Source organism: Labilithrix luteola (assembly GCF_001263205.1).
Classification (GTDB): Bacteria; Myxococcota_A; Polyangia; order Polyangiales; family Polyangiaceae; genus Labilithrix; species Labilithrix luteola.
Map to the genome: position 1 here is coordinate 5,113,189 of NZ_CP012333.1, position 20,597 is coordinate 5,133,785.

Sequence of the window (20,597 nt, forward strand, 5' to 3'; positions counted from 1 at the left end):
CCGTCTCGCGCACGTAAAGGCCTCGCTGCCTTTTGCATCCGCGACGCGCGTCCCCTGCCTTCGTGGCGGCATCGGTCGTTGCGCGACGCATCAATCAAATCGACCAACTCGTCGTCGGGCTGACCACGCTGGTCGGAAAAGGTCCAGCGACTCGACGCGAGCCGGCGATGGTCCGCCCGCTCTCACGACTTCAATTCTCAAGGGCGATTGGCTGTCTGGAAAAGAACCGCCCACAACGCCGCGCCAGCGCTCAGACGAAGAACAGGAACGATGTACCGAATCCCGATGCCTCTGGTCTTGGTTGCAGCTCTCGCGACAACGGGCTGCCACCGCGAAAATCACGTAACCGAGGAGGAAGGTAAGTTCCTCGCCACCCGTCCTGTTCGCAAGGACACCGAGCTCACGAAGGAATACGTGGCTCAGATTCGCGCAATTCAGCACATCGAGTTGCGTGCACTCGAGAAGGGCTACCTGCAGAAGGTCTTCGTCGACGAAGGACAGCACATCGCCGCGGGCACGAAGATGTTCCAGATCATGCCCTTGATCTACCAGGCAGAGGTCCAGAAGGCGCAGGCGGAAGCCGACCTCTCCGAAATCGAACTCAAAAATACGAAGCTTCTTGCCGACAAGAACGTCGTGTCGCCCAACGAGCTGTCGCTCTCGAACGCGAAGTTCAACAAGGCGAAAGCCGAAGTCGCGCTCGCGTCGACGCACAAGTCGCTGACCGAAATTCGCGCACCGTTCGACGGCATCATGGGCCGCTTCAACGTGCGACTGGGCAGCCTCGTCGCGGAGGGCGATCTGCTGACGACGCTCTCCGACAATCGAAACATCTGGGTGTACTTCAACGTCAGCGAGGCGGAGTACCTCAAATACAAGCAGCAGCAGAACCAGGGCAGTGAGCCCACGCCGGTGAAGCTGATCATGGCGAACGGCGAGGTCTTCGACCAACCCGGCAAGGTGGAGACGATCGAAGCCGACTTCAACAACGGCACCGGCAACCTCGCCTTCCGAGCGACGTTCCCGAATCCGAAAGGCCTGCTCCGCCACGGCGAGACCGGCAAGGTCGTGATGACCACGCCCGTCAAGAATGCGCTCGTCATTCCGCAGAAGGCGACCTTCGACGTCCTCGACAAGAAGTTCGTTTACGTGATCGACGAGAAGAACGTGGTCCGCCAGCGCCCGATCACCGTGGTCGCCGAGCTCCCGCACGTCTTCCTGGTCGACAGCGGCCTCGACGAGAAGGACAAGGTCCTCGTCGACGGCCTTCGCAAGGTCCACGACGGTTCTCCCGTTGCCATCGACTTCAAGGAGCCCGCCGAAGTGCTCGGGCACCTCGACGTCGCGGCGGAATAGGGGACGGCACGATGTTCGAGAAGTTCATTCATCGCCCAGTTCTGGCGATCATCATGTCGCTCATGCTGTGTTTCCTGGGCGTGCTCGCCATGCGCACGCGCCCGGTCTCGCAGTTCCCCGAGATCTCGCCGCCTCGAGTCATGGTGTCGCTCACCTTCCCGGGAGCGAGCGCCGACGTCTTGGTTCAGTCCTCGCTCATCAACTTGGAACGCTCCATCAACGGCGTTCCGGGCATGAGCTACATGGTCTCCGACGCCACGAGCGCCGGTGAGGCCACCATCCAGGTCGTCTTCGACCTCGACGCTGACCCGAATCAGGCCGTCGTCAACGTCAAGAACCGCATCGACCAGGTTCTCAACCGTCTCCCGCAGCTCGTGCAGCTCGAAGGCGTCATCGTCAATCGCGTGCAGCCCAGCATGCTGATGTACGTCAACCTGTACAGCACGGAGAAATCGACCGATCAGAAGTTCCTCTACAACTTCGCGAATGCGAATCTCCTGCCCGAGCTGAGTCGCGTCGACGGTATCGCGCAGACACGCATCCTCGGTTCGCGTCAGTACGCCATGCGCGTCTGGCTCAATCCCGACAAGATGCGCGCGTACAGCGTCTCGACCGACGACGTGATGAAGGCCATCAGCGAGCAGAGCGTCGTCGGCGCTCCTGGTCGACTCGGCCAAGCTACCGGCAAGCAGGCGCAGGCGCTCGAGTACGTTCTCATCTACGAAGGCCGATTCAACAAGCCCGAGCAGTACGAGAACATCATTATCCGCGCGAACGAGGACGGCGAAAAGCTTCGCCTGAAGGACATCGCCCAGGTCGAGCTCGGCAGCGAGTTCTTCGACATCTACTCGAACCTGGACGGCCACCCGTCGGCCGCCATCATGCTCAAGCAGACGTACGGCAGCAACGCGAGTGACGTCATCGCGAACGTCAAAGCCAAGCTGCAGGAGCTGAAGAAGAGCTCGTTCCCGGCGGGCATGGACTACGAGGTCAACTACGACGTTTCGAGCTTCCTCGACGCCTCGATCGAGAAGGTCCTCCACACGCTCGGCGAGGCCTTCGTTCTCGTCGCGCTCGTCGTCTTCATCTTCCTCGGTGACTGGCGCTCGACCCTCATTCCGGTCCTCGCCGTCCCCGTGTCGCTCATCGGCACGTTCCTCTTCATGCAGGTGTTCGGGCTCACCATCAACCTGATCACCCTGTTCGCGCTCGTCCTCTCGATCGGTATCGTCGTCGACAACGCGATCGTCGTCGTCGAGGCCGTCCACGTGAAGATGGCCGAAGAGCACTTGTCTCCCTACAACGCGAGCAAGAAGGTGCTCGGCGAGATCAGCGGCGCCGTCATCGCCATCACCCTGATGATGACCGCCGTCTTCGTGCCCGTTGCCTTCATGGGCGGGCCGGTCGGTATCTTCTACCGGCAGTTCTCGATCACGATGGCTGCGTCGATCGTGCTCTCGGGCGTGGTCGCGCTCACGCTCACGCCGGTTCTCTGCGCGATGATCCTCAAGCCTCATCAGCCGCATCAGAAGCGGAAGACGCCGATCGGCCTCTTCATCGACGGGTTCAATCGCTGGTTCGAGAAGGGAACGGGCGTCTACACGGGGCTTCTCAAGAAGATCGTCAATCGACGCCTCGTCACGTTCGTCATGCTCGTTGCGTTCGGCTTCGGCGTCATGGGACTGAGCAAGGTCGTTCCCTCGGGCTTCGTTCCCAACGAAGACCAGGGCCAGATCTACGCCATCATCCAGACGCCGCCGGGCACCACGCTCGAGCGCACCAACGACGTCTCGCGCGAGCTCCAAGACATCGCCAAAAAGGTCGAAGGCGTCGACTCGGTCTCCTCGCTCGCCGGCTACGAGATCCTCACCGAAGGTCGCGGCTCGAACGCCGGTACCTGTCTCATCAATCTGAAGCCGTGGGGCGAACGTCCGCGCACGGCCAAGCAGATCATCGACGAGCTCGAGGAGAAGGCGAAGGACATCGGCGCCGTCGTCGAGTTCTTCGAACCGCCGGCCGTTCCTGGCTACGGCGCCGCCGACGGCTTCTCGCTTCGTCTCTTGGACAAGAACAACGAGACGAACTACCAGGACTTCGACAAGGTCAACAAAGACTTCATGGAGGCTCTGCGCAAGCGCAAGGAGCTGACGGGGCTCTTCACCTTCTTCGCGGCCGACTATCCGCAATACGAAGTCGTCATCGACAACGATCTCGCCATGCAGAAAGGCGTCTCCATCAAGACCGCGATGGAGAACCTCGACATCCTCATCGGAAGTACCTACGAGCAGGGCTTCATTCGATTCGGCAACTTCTTCAAGGTCTATACGCAGGCGGCGCCGGAGTTCCGGCGATTCCCCTCGGACGTCTTGAACCTTTACGTCAAGAACGACCGTGGCGACATGGTGCCGTATTCGGCATTCATGAGCCTGAAGAAGACGCAGGGGCCGAACGAAGTCACGCGTTACAACATGTACAACTCGTCGGCCATCCGTGGTGGTCCGGCGAAGGGCTACACCAGCGGCGACGCCATCAACGCGGTTCGTGAAGTCGCTGCGAAGACGCTACCGCGCGGTTACGACATCGCGTGGGAAGGTCTCTCGTTCGACGAAGCCAAGCGCGGAAACGAGGCTGTCTGGATCTTCCTCGTCGTTCTCGCCTTCGTGTACATGGTCTTGGCCGCGCAGTACGAGAGCTTCTTGCTCCCGCTCGCCGTCGTCTTGTCGCTGCCAACCGGCGTGTTCGGCTCGTTCCTCATGCTGAAGGTCCTCGGCCTGGCGAACGACATCTACGCGCAGGTCAGCCTCGTCATGCTCGTCGGCCTCTTGGGCAAGAACGCCGTCCTCATCGTCGAGTTCGCCGTTCAGAAACATCAGCAAGGCGCCACCATCATGGAGGCCGCCATCGAAGGTGCGAAAGCACGTTTCCGTCCGATCTTGATGACGTCGTTCGCATTCATCGCCGGCCTCGTTCCGTTGGTCATGGCCACGGGACCGGGCGCCGTCGGCAACCGCACCATCGGCGCGTCGGCACTCGGCGGAATGCTCTTCGGCACCATCTTCGGCGTCCTCGTCGTGCCGGGGCTCTACTTCATCTTCGGAACCCTCTCCGAAGGGAAGAGCCTCATCGGCGACGAGCACGACGTCCCCTTGACCGAGAACGTAGGACATCATGGTAAGGCTTAGGTCGTTGTCGTCCGTCATCGCGCTGGCGTTTCTCTGCGCCGGCGCGGTGGGGTGTGTTCCTTCGCTCGAAGGAAATGAACCCCGCGAGCCGAACAAGAAGGCGCTCCCGGGAAGCTACGGTGATTCGAGTGGCAATCCGGAAGCTGCCAGCGCTGCGCAGAAGAAGTGGGGGGAATTCTTCGCCAGCGCAGAGCTGAAAGGCCTCATCGACACGGCGATCAAGAACAACCAGGAGCTGAACATCCAGCTCCAGGAGATCATCATCGCCCAGAACGAAGCTGCGGCGCGGAAGGGTGAATATCTCCCGAAGGTGAACGCCGGCGTCGGCGCTGGTCTCGAAAAGACCGGCAAATGGACCAGCCAAGGCAAGAGCGACGAAGCCAACGGCGTGCCCGAGAACCTAGGCAACTTCCAATTCGGACTCACCGGTACGTGGGAGGTCGATATCTGGAAGAAACTGCGTAATGCGCAAAAGGCCGCGATGCTCCGGTACCTCGCCACCATCGAGGGCCGGAACTTCATGGTCACGCAGATCGTCGCGGAGCTCGCGCGCTCGTACTACGAGCTCATCGCGCTCGACGCCGAGCTCGACATCCTCAACCGCAACATCGAGATCCAGACGAACGCCCTCGAGGTCGTCAAACTCGAGAAGCAGGCGGCGAAGGTGACCGAGCTCGCCGTCCAGCGATTCGAAGCAGAGGTGCTCAAGAACCGGAGTCGCCTCTACGACGTGCAGCAGGAGAAGGTGCAGGCCGAGAACAGGATCAACTTCCTCGTCGGTCGCTTCCCGCAGCCGGTCGCTCGGAATGCGGAGGAGTTCAAGGCACCACTTCCCGCGGGTGTCGGCTCCGGACTTCCTTCCCAGCTGCTCGAGAACCGTCCTGACGTGAGACAAGCGGAGCTCCAGCTGGAAGCCTCGAAGCTCGACGTGAAGGCGGCGAAGGCGGGCTTCTACCCGTCGCTGAGCATCGACGCCGGTGTCGGCTATCGCTCCTTCAACCTCGCACACATCGTGACCACGCCCGAGTCGCTGATCTACAGCGTGGCCGGCAACCTGACCGCACCGCTGCTCAACCGAGCGGCGATCACGGCGCAGTACCGCTCGGCAAACGCGATGCAGATCCAGGCGGTCTTGAACTACGAGAAGACCGTTCTGCAGGCCTTCACCGACGTGGCCAACCAGATGTCGATGGTCGGCAATCTGCAGAAGGCGTACGACCTGCAGCAAAAGCAGGTCGACACCCTCTCCAAGTCCATCGAAATCTCGAACGTGCTCTTTCAATCGGCACGTGCGGACTACATGGAAGTTCTCATGACCCGACGCGACTCACTCGATGCCGAGCTCGAGCTCGTCGAAACGAAGAAGCGCCAGTTCCTGGCGATGGTGAACATCTACCAAGCCCTCGGCGGCGGCTGGCGCTCCGGCAGCTGATCTCCCACGTGGCGGGACGACGCGGCGCTGATCGAGACGAAGCTCTCGATCGGCGCCGTTCGTTTTGGATGGTCCGCGAGGCCCGCGACGAGAGGGGCGAGGTCGAAGTGGAATGTCTTGGTCACCGGCTCGTCTCTGCGGCGAGGAAGCGGGCCAGCACGGCGCCGAGTGCGTCGGGCACTTCGAGCGGGAAGTAGTGTCCGCAATTCGAGAGTCGTTCGATGACGAGCTGTGGACACATCCGTTGGAGTTCCTCCTCGTTGGCATAGGGGACATCCGTTCCGACGTAGAGGAAGGGACTTTGGATTCGCGCCGCAGCCGCGCGGCTCTCGTAGGCCAGCATGCCTTCGAACGCGCCGACGAGAACGTGCTGTGGGCATGCCGCCAGGATCGCGAGCATTCGCGCTCGCTCTTCGGGATCGATGCGAGGACCGAGCAAATGCGCCAGGACGCGCGCCGCGAAGTCGCGATAGTTGTCTCCGCGTAGACCCGCGATGATCGCGCGCAGACCGTCGAGCGCCCGCTCCGACGGAGCGATGAAGGCCTCGAGAACGGCCGTCGCCGTCACTCGCTCGGGGTAGCGCGCGGCAAAGTCCAGCGCGACGAGCCCACCCATGCTGTGACCGATCACGACGACCTTCGGACAGCCGAGTCGTTCGGTGAGGAAGGCGAGATCGTCGGCGTAGCCTTCGATGGAGTAGGCCTGTGCTGGAGACGAGCTCTCTCCGAAGCCGCGCAGGTCCACCGCCACGACGCGGTACTTCGCGCGTAGGGCCTCGAATTGCGGCCTCAGCGAGCTCCGGTCGGTTCCCCAGCCGTGGACGAGCAGCAGGGCCGTTTCGCCGGTTCCGGCCTCGTCGTACGCGAGGCGAACGCCATCTCGTTCGATCATCATGACGCTCGATCTTGTCGAAAGCGGGTGAAGTTGATAGCTATCGATTTACTTGGCCGGTTGCTGCGATCCGCGGCCTGTCCACCTGCCCACATGTCCACGTGTCCACGCGCGCTCGTGAGTTTCCGAGCGCCGCCTTAGGACCACTCGTAGGACTTCGAGCTCGGCGTGCACCGCAGCCTTGAGGTTGCGGGTCTTGGCTTTGCTTGCTGCCTGCCGTCAACCAACGACGGAGGCGACGATGAGCACGCAAATGCCCGGTCAACGCGAGCAGCCTGGACGCGCGAGCAAGACGCCGAGCGCGACGATGATCGAGACGAAGCTCGAGGTGGTCGTGCTTCCGGTATCCGACGTCGATCGCGCCAGGGACTTCTACGTGCGGTTGGGGTGGCGGCTCGATGCCGACTTCGCGACCGGAGAGGATTTTCGCGTGGTGCAGCTGACGCCTCCGGGCTCACTGTGCTCGATCATCTTCGGCAAGGGCGTCACGTCGGGAGTCCCGGGCTCGGTCCAGGACCTGATGCTGATCGTCGAAGACATCGAAGCCGTGCGCGCCGAGCTCATCGGGCATGGAGTGAACGTGAGCGAGGCCTTCCACGACGAGGGCGGTGTCTTCCACCACGCCGGCACGAAGGGCCGCGTGTCCGGCCCCGATCCGAAGGGGCGCTCCTACTGCACCTGGGCGTCGTTCAGCGATCCCGACGGAAACGGCTGGATGCTGCAGGAAATCAAAACGCGGCTCCCCGGTCGTGTGACCGACAAGGGACTCACGACGGACGTGGCGGCTCTCAGCGAGCTACTCCGCGAGACCGAGGAGCACCACGGCGCGTACGAAGCCAGCGCTCCCAAACACCCATGGTCGGCGTGGTATGCCGCGTACATCGTCGCGCGCGAAAACGGCAAGAGCCCCGAGGAGGCCGCGAAGGATGCGGCGCTCCACGTCGAACGAGTTCGGGGTGCGGGCTGACGCACCCGGTGGAGTCAGACAGTCGCGCGCGTGAGACGGCACCAGCGAGCCGACCAAGGTCGCTGCTCGCCTTTGCTCGGCTCCACCTTGCCGAGTGAGACGACGTAGCGACCCGGCTCGACGCGAAGCACGGCGCCAATTCCTTTGTCGAGAGCGACGCCGAGTTTCGTCGATTCGGTGGCGGCCGCCGCGGCACCGGCATCGAAGCCATCGAGCTCTTCGGGCGCAATCGGCGCCCAAATCGCGACGAGACGTGATGTCGACAAAGTGAGCTCGGCGACAGGCTCGCCGGGGCTCGCCGCCTCCACGTACGCGCGGGCAGCTGCGTTGTCCTCGGCTGCCGTCTCGGAGCTCGCCACTGTGTGCTTCAGGAGGATGAGCTCGCTTCTGGCTTTGCTCTGTCCGATGTGCACGAGGTCGTCTCCGACGAACCAGAACAGCGCGCGTGCGCCGTCGCCGAAGGCGTGAATCCACGCGTCGGCGTCGTAGTTGCGTTGCCAGGAGGCATCGTATTCCGATTGCGGCTCGAGCTCGGCGCGGAGCTCTCCGCCACTCGCGGGATCGCGGAAATGCGTGAGGCCCTTTTCTTCCGTGATGACGACGTCCGGGCAGTTCTTCTTGGCCATGACGCGGAGGCCATCGAGTTTCGCGCGGGCTTCTTCCTCGCTGTCACATTCCACGAACCGCTCGCCGGCACCGCCGAGATTGCCCCAGAAGTGGAGCACGGTTTGCCGACCGGTGAAGCGAGCCGCGTCGGCGTCGCTTCGCTCGCGGAGCACGCGGAAGGGAATGGCGCCGGTCCACTGCGGGAAATCCTGCAAGTCGGCGAGCATGATCGGACCGCCGGTGCAGCCTACCTTCACGTTCCAATCGAATGCGCTATCACCCATCGATTCGATACGTATCAGGGCCTGACACTCACGTGAAGGACCTCTCCTTCGCGCGCGCTGCCGACGAGGGCGAGCTCGATCGTTGGCGGCGCGTATCCTTGATACGACAGCGACTCCGCGTAGATCGCCAGCAGGTTCGTATATCCGTCGGGTAGAGCAATCGCCGTGTCGCCCGTGGCATTCCAATCGATGGGCTGTCCCTTGGTGCGTGAAGCAGGCGAGATGCGCATCGCGAGACCCTTGCCGTCGTCCGAATGGATCAAAACGAGTCGGCCGCCTTCGAGCTGGACGAAGCGAGCGCGATACGCCTTCGGTATCGTGGCGAGGACTCCCGACCAAACGCCGCCGTCCGGTTTGAAGAAGTAGGCGGCCGCGCCGGAGGTCGTCCGGGCGAGGAGATGGGTGTCGTTCGTCGCTGCGTCGACCACGACGTCATTCGTAGAAACGATGGCATCGTTGGCATTCGAAAGGAGCGAAAAGCCGATGGCATTCGACGAAGCGACGTCGACCGTTCCGACCGCACCGAAGAAGCTCCACGCCGGAGCGAGCCCCGAGACGAGCTGCGCATGCATGACGAGCTCGGTCTTGCGACTGCCGCCGTAGAAGGCTGCATTGATATAGGAGGCGTCGTTGTAGCCGCCGACTCCGCCGGTTCGAGGTCCGTTCCAGCCGCCGCCGTAATCGACCATCCAGTGGAAGGAGCCGCCTCCGCCATCGGCCACCGTGGTTGCCCACGCGACTTTCCACCCATCCGGCGAGACGGCGGCGCCGACGTAATTCGTCGATGGCGGAAGCGGAATTGGAATGGCGGAGCATGAACCCGACGTCTCCGTGGGGAGCAGGGAACAGCGCACGATCCGCTGCGCGCTCGTGTCGACACCGTACGATTCGAACGAGTCACCGGCGACGAGCGTTGCCGTGTTTTGCTGGATGCCACTTGGAAGGGCCGTCGTCGCGCGTTTCTCCCATCCGGCGGCGCCGAGCCGAAACGCATCGACGCGCCGATTCACGTTTACGTCGCACGTATCGGCGCCCGAGCCCTCGCAAGCGTCGTCGACGAACCAGAGCTCTCCGCCCGGACGACGCACGAGGTGACCGAGATGCGGACCCCACCCTCCGAACATCTTTCCTGGGATCGCGCGATGCGTCGTAGTGATGATGCGCGTCGTGACGGTCATCGACGGTGGCGTCGTCGTGCCGGCTTCGCCATCGACCTCTCCCGGTGGAGGCGTGTTCGCATCGATCGGAACGGAGGACGTGCCGCCGTCGTCTTCCGTGGACGGGGAAGGGGGCGAGGAAGCGCCGTCCGTCTCGCCGTCCGAATGGCACCCTCCAAGCATCGCTAGTAGACCAGCGACGCCTACGATGGCGGCGAGGAGCCCCGACGCCCTGCGCCTCGACACTCGGGCCATGCGGATCTCCTGGGTCGTGCTCGAATCTTTCATCGCTGCGTACGAGTCGTGAGGGAGGCGACGAGCCTCTGGGTGGGCTCATCCGCCGGGAAGTAAGTCTCGATCCGTAGGTCGTCGGCGGTCGCGTCAATCGGCGTTCCGATCGTGGCGATGGTCGTGAAGAGGCGGGCTTCGAGATCGCCTCGTCGGAGATGCACGGTGAGAAAGGGCCCGTCCGCCACGCCGGAAATGGGGGAGGGGAGTGGGAGGTCGGGGATCTCGGCGAGCTCGTCGCGTAGGCGGAGGAGCGCCGGATCGTCGGCGAAGCGGGTCGTCTCGCGACGCACGCGATCGAGCAGCAACGTTGCCACCGCCTCGAAATTCACGATCGAGCTCCGGAGGCCGGCGGGGTGAAGCGTGGCGACGAGTGCATTCCGCATGACCACGGGCGGCGCGTTCTCGACGTCCGTGAAGAGCGCGAACAACCGAGACGCCGCGGCGTTCATGCGGAGGATGTTCCACGCGCGATCACACGCGACGGCGCCGTTCGGCTCGATCCCCTCGAGCATGAGATCGATGGCCCGACGGAGCGACGCGGCCTCCGGCGCCTCGAGGGGCACGTCACGAAACGCCGCGACGAAGCCGGCCGCCTGAAGCAGGCCATTGCGATCGCGTAGCGGCAGATCGAGCGCCGCGCCCAGCAAAAGGACCATCGGTTGACTCGGCGCCGCTCGTCCTGTCTCGAGACAGCTCAGATGACGGCTCGAGATTTCGGCGTCCAGCGCGAGCCGCTCCTGGCTGAGCCCACGCGCCACGCGAAATCGGCGGAGGAGAGGTCCAAAGAGCGAAGGCTGGCTCGCCACGCCTCGAGCCTACCGGTTCACCGCCTGCCCGTCATGACCACGGAGGTCATGGTCATCCCGACGTCCTCGGCCCACAGTCCCGCGCATGGACAAACGCGTCGTCCCGTGGGTTCTCGTCCCTTTCTTCGGTTACAGCTCGTGGGTGATCGTCCATCACGGCTATTTCGGCTTCCTCACCCTCGCCTATCGTGAGCCGTGGGCGATGCAGATGCTGCTCGATCTGGTGATTGCCCTCACGCTCGTGGCCAGCTGGATGCGCCGCGACGCCCGTGAACGCGCGATCCGCGTCACCCCGTACATCGTTCTCCTCCCCTTCGTCGGCTCGATCAGCGCCCTCGCGTATCTCGTCCACCGCTCACTGGTCGACGCAAGAGCGACGAACGAAGGCTAAATTTGGCTCGAGCACTTACGGAGCCGGCATCGCGAATATGGCGTGACCGATGGCGTCGTATGGATATTCTTTGAGCAAGCGCGGAAGGCGTAGGAGCATCAGCCCTTCGACGCGCGCGACAGACTGTCCGCAGTGTTCGGTGAACACCGGAGGCGGAATTCGTCGCTTCGCGTGGCCGGTGATGGCGTAGATCTGGTCGAGGCCGAAGGCGTAGACGGTGTTGCCGCTCGTGACGAGCTTCGAGAACGGTAGTGTGTCGATTTTGACGTGCGACCGGCGGTCGTTCAAGTCAGCCATTCCCTTTTCTTCGAGCACGACCGCGGAATTGTTGGGACACACGCGTGCAATGAAACCGTCGCCACTGTTCGCGTGAAGCAAGCCGTTGCTGGCGATGACGCAACTTCGGTCGAGCGGGTCGACGATGACATCTGTCATTGAACCATCGAAGACCTGCTTCTGGAATGTCGGACGCCCCGCTGTTCCAACGCGGATCCATTCCAGGCGGCCACCGAACTCACCGGCATCGCGAGCGATATACATCGAGCCGTCGTTCGTGCTCGCGAGATGCGTTTTTCCACCGGCCTCGCGGACCCATCGATAGTGGCCTTCGAGTGGATACTTCCAGAAGTGGACCAGACCGGCTGCGTCGAACCAGTAGGTTTCACCGTCGCGCGTCGCGAGGACCGGACGGCCTTCGCGTTCGCCTATCGAGTCTTGAGTCCAGAAGCGCTCCGGGAAATCCGCGAGATGTTGCCATCCTTTTGCGTCGTAGCGAAGGACCCGCCAGCGATTCTCTTCGTTCACTACGGCCCACAGCGAGCCATCGTCGGCACGCCGAACGAGGTCGACCACCTTCTTCGTGAGGTGGGCTTTTCGGTGTTCGAGTGCTGCGTCGAAGGAGACGAGATGGCTCTCGGAGTCGAGAACCCAGACCCTCCCGGACGCCGTCGTGGCGGCTCGGATGTGCTGAATTGGGACCTCGCCGCAGGGACGCTCATCATCGTCGTCCAGATCGCCGATCGGGATGGGCGGCAGCGGTCGATGAATCGTCTCCACCGGTTGCATCTCGTCCGTTGGCATTGTCGGTTGGGCCACGGTCGATGGCGGAGGCGACGAGCGCTGGCATCCCCCGGCGAGGGCCAGCAGGAGGCCGAGGAACAACGTCCGCGAAGGTCGAGCACGCAATGAGTTTTCTAACCGGCTGCCGAACGGTTCGTGACCCATGAGCGTAATCGAGTCAGAGTGCTGGCATCGCGAACAGGTTTTGGCCGAGGCGCTCGTAGGGGAGGTCACGTCTGCCCAACGCGGGAATGCGCATCAGCATCAGTCCTTCGACGCGCGCGACGGTTTGACCGCATCGTTCGGTGTAGGTCGGAGCGGGGAGTCGGTGTGTCGTGCTGCCGGTGATGGCGTAGTTCTCGGTGTCGCCAAGGGCGTAGACCGTGGAGCCGTTGGCAACGAGTTTGAAGAACGGCTCTGACGCTTCGACCGTCCATCTCGTCCGCTGTTTGGGGACCTGCATCTCTTTGAGAACGACCGAGACTCGGTCAGGGCAGGCTCTGACGACGAGACCATTGCCGTTGCCGTGAATGGTGCCGTTGCTACTAACCACACATCTTCGATCGGTGGGATCGACGACGATGTCCGTCATCGGGCCATCGAACGCCTGTGTCTGCACGGTGCGACGATTCGCGGTGCCGACGTCGATCCGGGCGAGGCCACCGCCGAACTCACCGTCCTCGCGCCCGACGTAGAGGGCACCGTCGTTCGTACTCGCGAGTGTCCTTCGTCCCCTGTTCCATCGGCGGCGCGGAGCGTCTTCGGGGGCTGGGATCGTCCAGACATGGACGAGGCCCGAGGCATCGAACCAGTAGGTCTCTCCTTCCTGCGTCGTCAGTGCGGGACGCCCTTGTCGCTCTCCGACAGCGTCTTCCGCTCGACCCATCGCGGGTAGATCGCCGAGGTGCTGCCACCCCGTCCGGTCGCGACGCAAGAAGCGCCAGCGATTCTCCTCGTTCACGACCGCCCACAGCGAGCCGTCGTCGGCGCGTCGGATGAGATCGACCTTCTGCTTCGTGAGATGAGCCTGCCGGTGCTCGAACGCCGCATCGAAGGAGAAAAGACGACTGCTCTGATCGTCGAGGACCCAATACCTTCCCTGCGCCGTCGCCGTGGCTCGCACGTATTGGATGGGGGGCTCTCCGCAGGGGTGCTCCTCGTAATCGGCGAGATCGCCGAGAGCCCTTGGCGCGTACGCTCGATAGACCATCTCCTTGGGCTGCGGCTCGTTCTCGTCTTCTGACGCTGCAAGGCCGCCCGACTGCGCTGGCCGGCATCCGAACGCACATGCGAGAACGAGTCCGACGAAGAGCGTTCCAATGGTCCGAGCGCAGAGGTGCCGTGGTGTCGCCACGCGACGAGTTTAGAACGAGAGCCGGAACATCCTGAACCGGTACGATTAAGATCGGTTCACGACTGCATGAATGGGGGCGGGGGGACGTCGGACGGGTATGCGCTTCGGTCTCGTCGTGGCCTTGCTCTTCGTGCTGGCTGGGTGCGCCTCGCAACGTCCTGTGGAGGTTCGCCACGTCGTGTGGGGGCCCGGGCCGGCGCCGGTGCCTGCTCCGGTCGCGCGTCCTCGCGTCAGGCCCGTCATCCACATCGGGCGACTAAGGCTCCCCAGGTCGTCCGCACCGGTGAGTGTGGATCGGCTCGCGCAGCACAACCTCGACCGCATCAATGCGTACCGGCGTGCGGCAGGCGCTCCGCCCTTGGTCCTCGACGCGCGACTCTCCGGCTTCGCTCTCGACGGGACGCGCGAGCTCGTTCGTACCCGCACGTTCCACGGTCACATCGGGCATGCGAGCAGGGCCGATCTCACGCGCGCCGGATTCGGTGATGCTTGGGCCGAGAACCAGGGCGGTGAGACGCGCGCGCTCCCGACGCCCATCGCGAACGAGGAGAGGCAGATCGACGACATCCTCGACGGGATGATGCGAGAGGGCCCGGGCGGCGGGCACCACGACAACGTCCTCGCGCCGAAGATGAAGCGGCTCGGCGTGGGCATTGTGGTGCATGACGACGGTGCGCTCGACCTGACCAACGACTTCTCGACGTGACGTTCTCGTGGCCCGGCCTTCCACCCAACCTCGCTCGCCGCCCGGCGCGCGGTGGACGCTCGTATGTTCAGTTGCGAGCCGGACGCAGGGGACTTTCCTCTCCCAGCGTCCGGGCTGGTGTCGCTGGGTGCTCGCGAGTTTTCCTCGCAAGGTCCTGCTCGCGAGGCGGTGGGGACTCAAGCTCGAGGTAGCTCGCGAGCCGCGGGGCGGCAGGCCCCGGCCCGGGGTCTCTTCCCACCACGACGGATCGTACGCCCCCCTGCGCTTCCCCCTTAACTCGCGGCGCGTCCGCAGTAGAGTGCGCCGCTGAAAGATGACCACGAACGGAAGCACGGAACAGGAAACCTGGACGGTCGACGATACGCGCGACCTCTACATGATCGACCGCTGGGGCGGCGGCTACTTCGACGTCTCGGCGGATGGGAAAATGACGGTCGCTCCGCTGCAGGGGCGAGGCCGCAAGGTCGTCATCAGTGAAGTCCTCGAGCAGGCGAAGCAAGAAGAAGGGCTGACCACGCCGCTGGTCATCCGTTTTCAGGACATCCTCCACCACCGCGTCCGCACGCTGAACGAAGCCTTCATCAAGGCGATCGCCGAGAACAAGTATCGCGGCGCCTACCGAGGCGTGTTCCCGATCAAGGTCAACCAGCTGCGCGAGGTCGTCGACGAGATCCTCGAGGCCGGCCGCCCGTTCCACTACGGCATCGAGGTCGGCTCCAAGGCCGAGATGTTCGCCGGGCTCGCCGTCCACTCGGACAACGAGTCGCTCATCGTTTGCAACGGCTACAAGGACGACACCTTCATCCGCACGGCTCTCATCGGCCGCAAGCTCGGGAAGAAGGTCATTCTGATCGCCGAGAAGCTCTCCGAGGTTCGCGCCATCGTTCGCATTGCGAAGGAGATGGGCGTCGATCCGGAGATCGGCGTGCGCGTTCGCCTCGTCACCAAGGGCGCTGGCAAGTGGGCCGAGTCGTCGGGCGAGAAGGCGAAGTTCGGCCTCTCGACCTCGGAGATCCTCGAGGCCGGTGAGATCCTTCGTCAGGCGGGCATGCCCCAGGCCTTCAAGCTGGTGCACTTCCACGTCGGCTCGCAGGTTCCGGACATCCTCATCATCAAGCGCGCGGTTCGCGAGGCGGCTCGCTACTACGCGAAGCTCCGTCGCCTCGGCCACCCCATCGAGTACATCGACGTGGGCGGCGGTCTCGCCATCGACTACGACGGTTCGCGCACCCCGACCGACGCCTCGATGAACTACTCCGTCGAGGAGTACGCGCGCGACATCGTCTCGAACATCGCCGACGTCTGCGAGGAGGAGCGCGTTCCCCATCCGAACATCGTCTCGGAGTCGGGCCGCGCCATCGTCGCCCAGCACTGCGTGCTCGTCGTCGAGGCCTTCGGCGCGATCGAGAACACCGCGCAGCCTGCGCTTCCCCTGGCGGCGCCGAGCCACAAGCTCATCGCCAACCTCCACGAGATCAGCGAGAAGCTGAACGACACGAACCTCCTCGAGTCGTGGCACGACCTCCTCGAGGTCCGCGAAGAGGCACAGAAGACGTTCGAGCTCGGCTTCCTCGAGCTCGACGTGAAGGCCGCGATCGAGACCACGTTCTGGCAGGTCGCCCAGCGCATCCGCGAGCTGTCGAAGTCGCACGACCCTGCCGAGCTCCCCGACGAGCTCGCGGCGCTCGACGCGAAGTTCGGCACCCAGCAGATCTGCAACTTCTCGGTGTTCCAGTCGTTGCTCGATCACTGGGCGTTCGGCGCGCTCTTCCCGGTCGTTCCGCTGCACCGCCTCGAGGAGAAGCCCAGCGTCCTCAGCACCCTGGTCGACATCACGTGCGACTCGGACGGCAAGGTCGGCAAGTTCATCGACCGCAACGAGGCCTCGCGCGACATGCTCCCGCTGCACTCGCGCGACGGGAAGCCGTATCACATCGGCGTGTTCCTGACCGGCGCGTACCAGGACATCATGGGCGACATCCACAACCTCTTCGGGCGCGTGAACGAAGTTCACGTCTTCCTCGATGAGGACGAGGATTGCGGCTACTACCTCGAAGAGACCATCGAAGGTAACAGCATCGCCGACGTCCTTCGCCTGACCCAGTACCACACGCACGATCTCGCACAGCGCGTGAAGACCCAGGTCGACGCGGCCATCAAGCAGGATCGCCTCAAGCCCACCGAGGGCATGCGCCTGCTCAACGAATTCGAGCGCGGTCTGAAGGATCAGACGTATCTGAAGTGGTGACGCGGCGGGCCTCGCGCCTGCGCTGATTCCACATTCCACGTCGCCAAAGAGCCTCGGTTGGCCTCGGCCAATCGGGGCTTCTTCGTGCCTACGACTCGCCCGATTCGCCGGACTCCTCGGCGGAGGACGTCTGGTTCTCTTCGCTCGCCTGCTCGAGGCGTTTGCCTTCGAGCAAGCGCTCGGCACGCTGGCGATCGGCGAGCTCGCGGTCCTTCTGCGCCTGCGTGCGGCCGTGGCGAACGCGGTTGATCTCGGCCTGTTTGGCCTTGTCTTCGCGCTGCTTCTTCTTCCTGAATCGGTTCAGGTTGACGACATTGCCCACGTCTCGACCTTGCCACGGTCAGGCGACCTTGTCCCGTTCGGCGTTACGAGGTCGATGGGCCCGGATGGCGACGATATCTTGCCGCGTCCCGCGGAACGCATGGTCGAAGAGGTCGTCGTGATGGCGGAGCGCGAAGACCTGAAGGTCCCCGCCAGCTACATCACCTTCATGAACGACGTTTCTCTGCACGCGCGGGTTCCGTCGTGCACAGCATGCTATCTCGATGTTCCCACGAGCCTCCTTGCGATGCCCAACGGGCAGCCAGGGCGACTCCTTCGCTTTCTCGACGACCAACAGTGCGTCGCGCTTTGGTATCTCTACCCCACGCCCGACGGTGCCAGCTCCGTCGTATTCGCCTCGCCTGAGTTCGACAGCGAAGGTGACGATGACACCGCCAGCTTGGACGACATCACGAGGCTGGACGAAGTCGCAACCTGCGCCGCGAGCTTCGAAGAGTTTATCCATCGCTTCTGGATGGAGAACACGCTGTGGTTTGCGCTCAACCCCGACGCGCCCGAATATCTGCCGCTCTCGGCGGAGCAACAAGTGCTGGCGCGCGGGAAGCGGCCGTCAGGGGCGGCGAAGTCGAGCGCAAGCCAGCAACGTCTCATGAGTCATGTGAGGATGCGGAGGGCTTCACGAACGAGCGCCTCGATCGGCCGCCGCCACGGCTCGTCGCACTCCTGTCGGTCGATCACGAGGAGGGCGCGGTCGGCTTCGGCGACACGGAAGCCAAGCGAGAGCAGCGCGGTGCGTACGTGTTTCCGCGCATCGCCGTCTTGCGCCTGCTCAGGCGCGACGTGGCTCGCCTCGCGCGCAAGGCCACCGATGGCCGAAGGCAAGGCCGTGGTGGTGGTCGTCCTCGTTGCTTCGAACTTTCGCTGGGAGAAGTCGGCCGGTGCGGCGGGCGGTGCGTTGCGATCCAGCCTTCGCGACGAGTGCTTTCGGATGCTCCGGATCCGCGCTTCGACGTGCGCGCGACCGAACACTCGCTCGGCAGCATCGCGGTTGTGAGCTCGGCATAGGACGCGGAGGTTCTCGGCCTCGCCGCTGCCGCCCAGTGCCCGGGGCGTCACGTGGTCGACTTCGAGAAACGAGCGCGCTGGACACCGCTGCCCGTTCTTGCCGACGAACGAGCATTGCCAGCCATCACGCTCGAAGGCTTCCCGCCGAGCCGCACGCGTCACATACCCGTGCTGAGCCGATGGCTTGCGAAGGCGCGCTCGCGAGGTCGTTCCAAGCTTCTCCTTCGAGAGTTTCTCGATGAGCAGGTCGACGGCTTGCTCGATGATCACCGCGAGGTCGCCGCTCGGATTTCGATGGCTCATCAGAGCTCGTGCGAGCTCCAGCTTGTCGCGAAGAACCTCGTCGGCCGTGAGTTGTACTTTGTAGCGCCGCTCCGCGATGGCCTGCAGTTGCGGCGGTGGAACGCGGCTCGGCGCGTGCGAAGTCGTCGTCATCACTTTTCGCGACGAAGCGGCCGAGGAAGACGACCGACGCTCCGGCAGCTTCCGAATCGACGCTTGAACGTCGGGCTTCGGCGCCATTCGCGCCACGAGCTCCTCGACCTCGCGTTTCGTCTTACCGCCGGCGGTGGCGACGATCTCGTCGACATTCGCCTCCGTGAGAAGGTCACGCAGAAGCACGAGATTCGAGAGATGGATTTGGCCCGAGGCAATCGCATCCAGCAGCACTGGCAAACGCCGAACGAGACGCTCCGCCGTGAGCCTTCGAAACGCTTCTCCCTCGCTGAAGCCGAGCCTGCGCGTGCAAAAGTCGAACATCGACGAACATCCGAGCTCGAGATGAAGTCGACGCTCCTCGATCTCGACGAGATAGACGACCACCCTCGCGAGCGACCGCCTCTCCGCGCCGACGAACGACTTCAGATCGACGAGAATCTCTTCATTCGACACCCCCGCGAGAGGTCTAGGCACCGTGTCCGCATGGACGCAGCCTCTCGCCAGCTCACCTCCGCCGCGAACGTTTCCGCACAGCCACTCGCTCACGGTTCCACGCCACGCCTGCCACGACAGCCCGGGGAGCAGCTCGCCCTCGGCCCGATCTCGTTCGCTCATATGCCCCTCCCTGGTCGCCCCCACACCTGCGAGTTCGAGGTTTGGAAACCTAATCATGGAATATCTATTCGCAAGTCGATTGATGGACTTGTTTTGAGAACTGTATTGCAAGTGCCGCAGGATGCGGTGGTCGTTCCGTCCCTCCCGAACTCGAACGGTTCATCCTGCCTCCGCGCCGCTCGAAACGACGATTCGCTCGCGCCGTGAAGACCAAGATGAGCAACGATGACCGATAGCGCCCAACCGCGGTCAAAGAGGTGCCCCGTAAGTGAACGGCATTGGCGCCACGGCAGGCATTCGACGCAACCATGGCGATCTGCGAGCTGCCGAATCTTGCGGCTACACGCGGTTCATGCAGCTCCACGATGTCTCCAACGAAGAGCTCCTCGCGGTCTTGAAGGCGTTCGTCAGTTCGATTTCTGCACGCGGCGCCTCGCTTCAGCGAGGGAGGGGCGCTTCGCCATCTCACGGCGGCGCGTCTCGTTCGACGTTGGCCCGCGCTTCTCGCCGCAATCGCCTCGGCACGAATCTACCTCTCGAGCCTCGTGCTCCTGCGCGTCGTTCTTACCGACGCCATTGTCGAAAGTTCGAGACGAGTGGGACCGCTGCAGCAGCGACGGGGGCGAATTGCATTGCTCGACGCGGCTCGTGACCCGCTCTACGCTGCGCGCTCATGCGTACGCTTGCAGAGCTCGTCGACACGCGAGAGCCCGGATGGCCGCTCGTCGAGCAGATGATCGAGGCCGCGACGAATCGAGTCGAAGTGCTCCCTGCGGAACCGGAGGATGGCGCACGAGCGCTCGTGGGCATTCAGGTGACGACGCGATCTCCGATGGGGGCCATGGCCTATCGAACGGGCGGGCTCCTCGTGGATCACGGGTGGATGCGAATCCTCGGAGCCGGGAGCGCTCGCCTTCCGCGCGACCTCGCGCGATGGAACTTCCCCAGCGGCTTGCCACATGCTCCGCGTCTTCCTGGCGCGTTCCTTGTCGCCGATGACGTGCTCGGCGGATTCTTCGCGATGAACGGCGGCGCGTTCGAGGGGCCGATGGGCAACGTCTTCTATTTCGCTCCCGATACGCTCGTCTGGGAAGATCTCGGGAGAGGCTACACGGACTTCCTCGAGTTCGTTTTCCTCGGCGACCTTGCCAAGTTCTACGAGGGTTCCCGCTGGGCCGGCTGGGAAGAGGAGGTTCATCGCCTCTCTGGCGATCACGCCTTCAGCTTCCACCCCTTCTTGTTCGCGGCGAGTGAGGGCGGTATCGAGGGGCGGAGTCGCAGAGCCGTTGCCATCGAGGAACTCTGGAATCTCCATGCCAACGACCACCGCGCCCAGCGCTGATCCCCTCTACTCCCTCTCGCGCGGCGTGCGTCTCTCGCATTCGAAGGGGGCCCATCTCGTCGGACTCGGGAATATCGACGAACGTCGCCGCTTCCTCGCTGCCGTCCGAGAGCGCGTCTAGCGC

The 20,597-nt window shown here is 63.7% G+C and carries 16 protein-coding genes; 8 read left to right on the top strand and 8 right to left on the bottom strand.

Annotated features, from left to right (window positions below; genetic code table 11):
• Positions 1-285 precede the first annotated feature (285 nt).
• Genes AKJ09_RS22595 through AKJ09_RS22605 form a run of 3 tightly spaced genes read left to right on the top strand, consistent with a single transcriptional unit; the run spans position 286 to position 5,970 of the window.
• Positions 286-1,356 carry an efflux RND transporter periplasmic adaptor subunit gene (locus AKJ09_RS22595; protein WP_205633776.1) on the top strand — a complete coding sequence of 357 codons (1,071 nt, stop codon included), beginning with the start codon at positions 286-288 and terminating at the stop codon, positions 1,354-1,356.
• Between the two features lie 11 nt (positions 1,357-1,367).
• Positions 1,368-4,538 (top strand): efflux RND transporter permease subunit, encoded by a 3,171-nt coding sequence (locus tag AKJ09_RS22600; protein ID WP_146649284.1) that lies wholly within the window; start codon positions 1,368-1,370, stop codon positions 4,536-4,538.
• 4 nt (positions 4,539-4,542) lie between these two features.
• Entirely contained in the window at positions 4,543-5,970 is a 1,428-nt protein-coding gene (locus AKJ09_RS22605) for a TolC family protein (protein ID WP_205633777.1), read from the top strand.
• Positions 5,971-6,091: 121 nt separating this feature from the next.
• On the opposite strand, the gene AKJ09_RS22610 is transcribed toward AKJ09_RS22605, so the two are convergent.
• Positions 6,092-6,865, bottom strand: a complete 774-nt coding sequence (locus tag AKJ09_RS22610; RefSeq protein WP_146649286.1) for an alpha/beta fold hydrolase — start codon at positions 6,863-6,865, stop codon at positions 6,092-6,094.
• A 238-nt stretch (positions 6,866-7,103) separates the two neighbouring features.
• Here AKJ09_RS22610 and AKJ09_RS22615 point away from each other — a divergent pair, with 238 nt between their 5' ends.
• Positions 7,104-7,829 carry a VOC family protein gene (locus AKJ09_RS22615; protein WP_240488556.1) on the top strand — a complete coding sequence of 242 codons (726 nt, stop codon included), beginning with the start codon at positions 7,104-7,106 and terminating at the stop codon, positions 7,827-7,829.
• A gap of 14 nt (positions 7,830-7,843) precedes the next feature.
• Here AKJ09_RS22615 and AKJ09_RS22620 read toward each other — a convergent pair whose 3' ends face one another.
• From AKJ09_RS22620 to AKJ09_RS22630, 3 genes are read right to left on the bottom strand one after another with little or no spacing between them, the layout of a single operon-like run.
• Positions 7,844-8,719: a hypothetical protein gene (locus AKJ09_RS22620; RefSeq protein ID WP_146649287.1), complete on the bottom strand. Its 876-nt coding sequence runs from the start codon at positions 8,717-8,719 to the stop codon at positions 7,844-7,846.
• Between the two features lie 14 nt (positions 8,720-8,733).
• Entirely contained in the window at positions 8,734-10,164 is a 1,431-nt protein-coding gene (locus AKJ09_RS22625) for a hypothetical protein (protein WP_146649288.1), read from the bottom strand.
• Entirely contained in the window at positions 10,161-10,973 is an 813-nt protein-coding gene (locus AKJ09_RS22630) for a helix-turn-helix domain-containing protein (RefSeq protein WP_146649289.1), read from the bottom strand. The genes AKJ09_RS22625 and AKJ09_RS22630 overlap by 4 nt, the downstream gene beginning before the upstream one ends.
• A gap of 85 nt (positions 10,974-11,058) precedes the next feature.
• Here AKJ09_RS22630 and AKJ09_RS22635 point away from each other — a divergent pair, with 85 nt between their 5' ends.
• Positions 11,059-11,364 (top strand): hypothetical protein, encoded by a 306-nt coding sequence (locus AKJ09_RS22635; RefSeq protein WP_146649290.1) that lies wholly within the window; start codon positions 11,059-11,061, stop codon positions 11,362-11,364.
• A 15-nt stretch (positions 11,365-11,379) separates the two neighbouring features.
• Here AKJ09_RS22635 and AKJ09_RS22640 read toward each other — a convergent pair whose 3' ends face one another.
• Complete coding sequence (locus AKJ09_RS22640) at positions 11,380-12,588, bottom strand: hypothetical protein (RefSeq protein WP_146649291.1); 1,209 nt, start codon at positions 12,586-12,588, stop codon at positions 11,380-11,382.
• 13 nt (positions 12,589-12,601) lie between these two features.
• Complete coding sequence (locus AKJ09_RS22645; protein WP_146649292.1) at positions 12,602-13,777, bottom strand: hypothetical protein; 1,176 nt, start codon at positions 13,775-13,777, stop codon at positions 12,602-12,604.
• Between the two features lie 115 nt (positions 13,778-13,892).
• Between AKJ09_RS22645 and AKJ09_RS22650 the strand changes: the two genes are divergently transcribed.
• Both AKJ09_RS22650 and speA read left to right on the top strand, forming a co-directional pair.
• On the top strand, positions 13,893-14,483 hold the full coding sequence (locus AKJ09_RS22650; protein ID WP_205633778.1) for a CAP domain-containing protein: 591 nt from the start codon (positions 13,893-13,895) through the stop codon (positions 14,481-14,483).
• 313 nt (positions 14,484-14,796) lie between these two features.
• A complete protein-coding gene (speA, locus tag AKJ09_RS22655; protein ID WP_146649294.1) occupies positions 14,797-16,731 on the top strand; it encodes a biosynthetic arginine decarboxylase in 1,935 nt (644 codons plus the stop codon).
• 88 nt (positions 16,732-16,819) lie between these two features.
• Here speA and AKJ09_RS22660 read toward each other — a convergent pair whose 3' ends face one another.
• Together AKJ09_RS22660 and AKJ09_RS22665 are read right to left on the bottom strand one after the other, a co-directional pair.
• A complete protein-coding gene (locus AKJ09_RS22660) occupies positions 16,820-17,053 on the bottom strand; it encodes a DUF4169 family protein (protein ID WP_146649295.1) in 234 nt (77 codons plus the stop codon).
• Between the two features lie 614 nt (positions 17,054-17,667).
• On the bottom strand, positions 17,668-19,242 hold the full coding sequence (locus AKJ09_RS22665) for a hypothetical protein (RefSeq protein WP_146649296.1): 1,575 nt from the start codon (positions 19,240-19,242) through the stop codon (positions 17,668-17,670).
• Positions 19,243-19,804: 562 nt separating this feature from the next.
• Here AKJ09_RS22665 and AKJ09_RS22670 point away from each other — a divergent pair.
• On the top strand, positions 19,805-20,473 hold the full coding sequence (locus AKJ09_RS22670; RefSeq protein ID WP_146649297.1) for a DUF2625 domain-containing protein: 669 nt from the start codon (positions 19,805-19,807) through the stop codon (positions 20,471-20,473).
• The last annotated feature ends 124 nt before the right edge of the window (positions 20,474-20,597 follow it).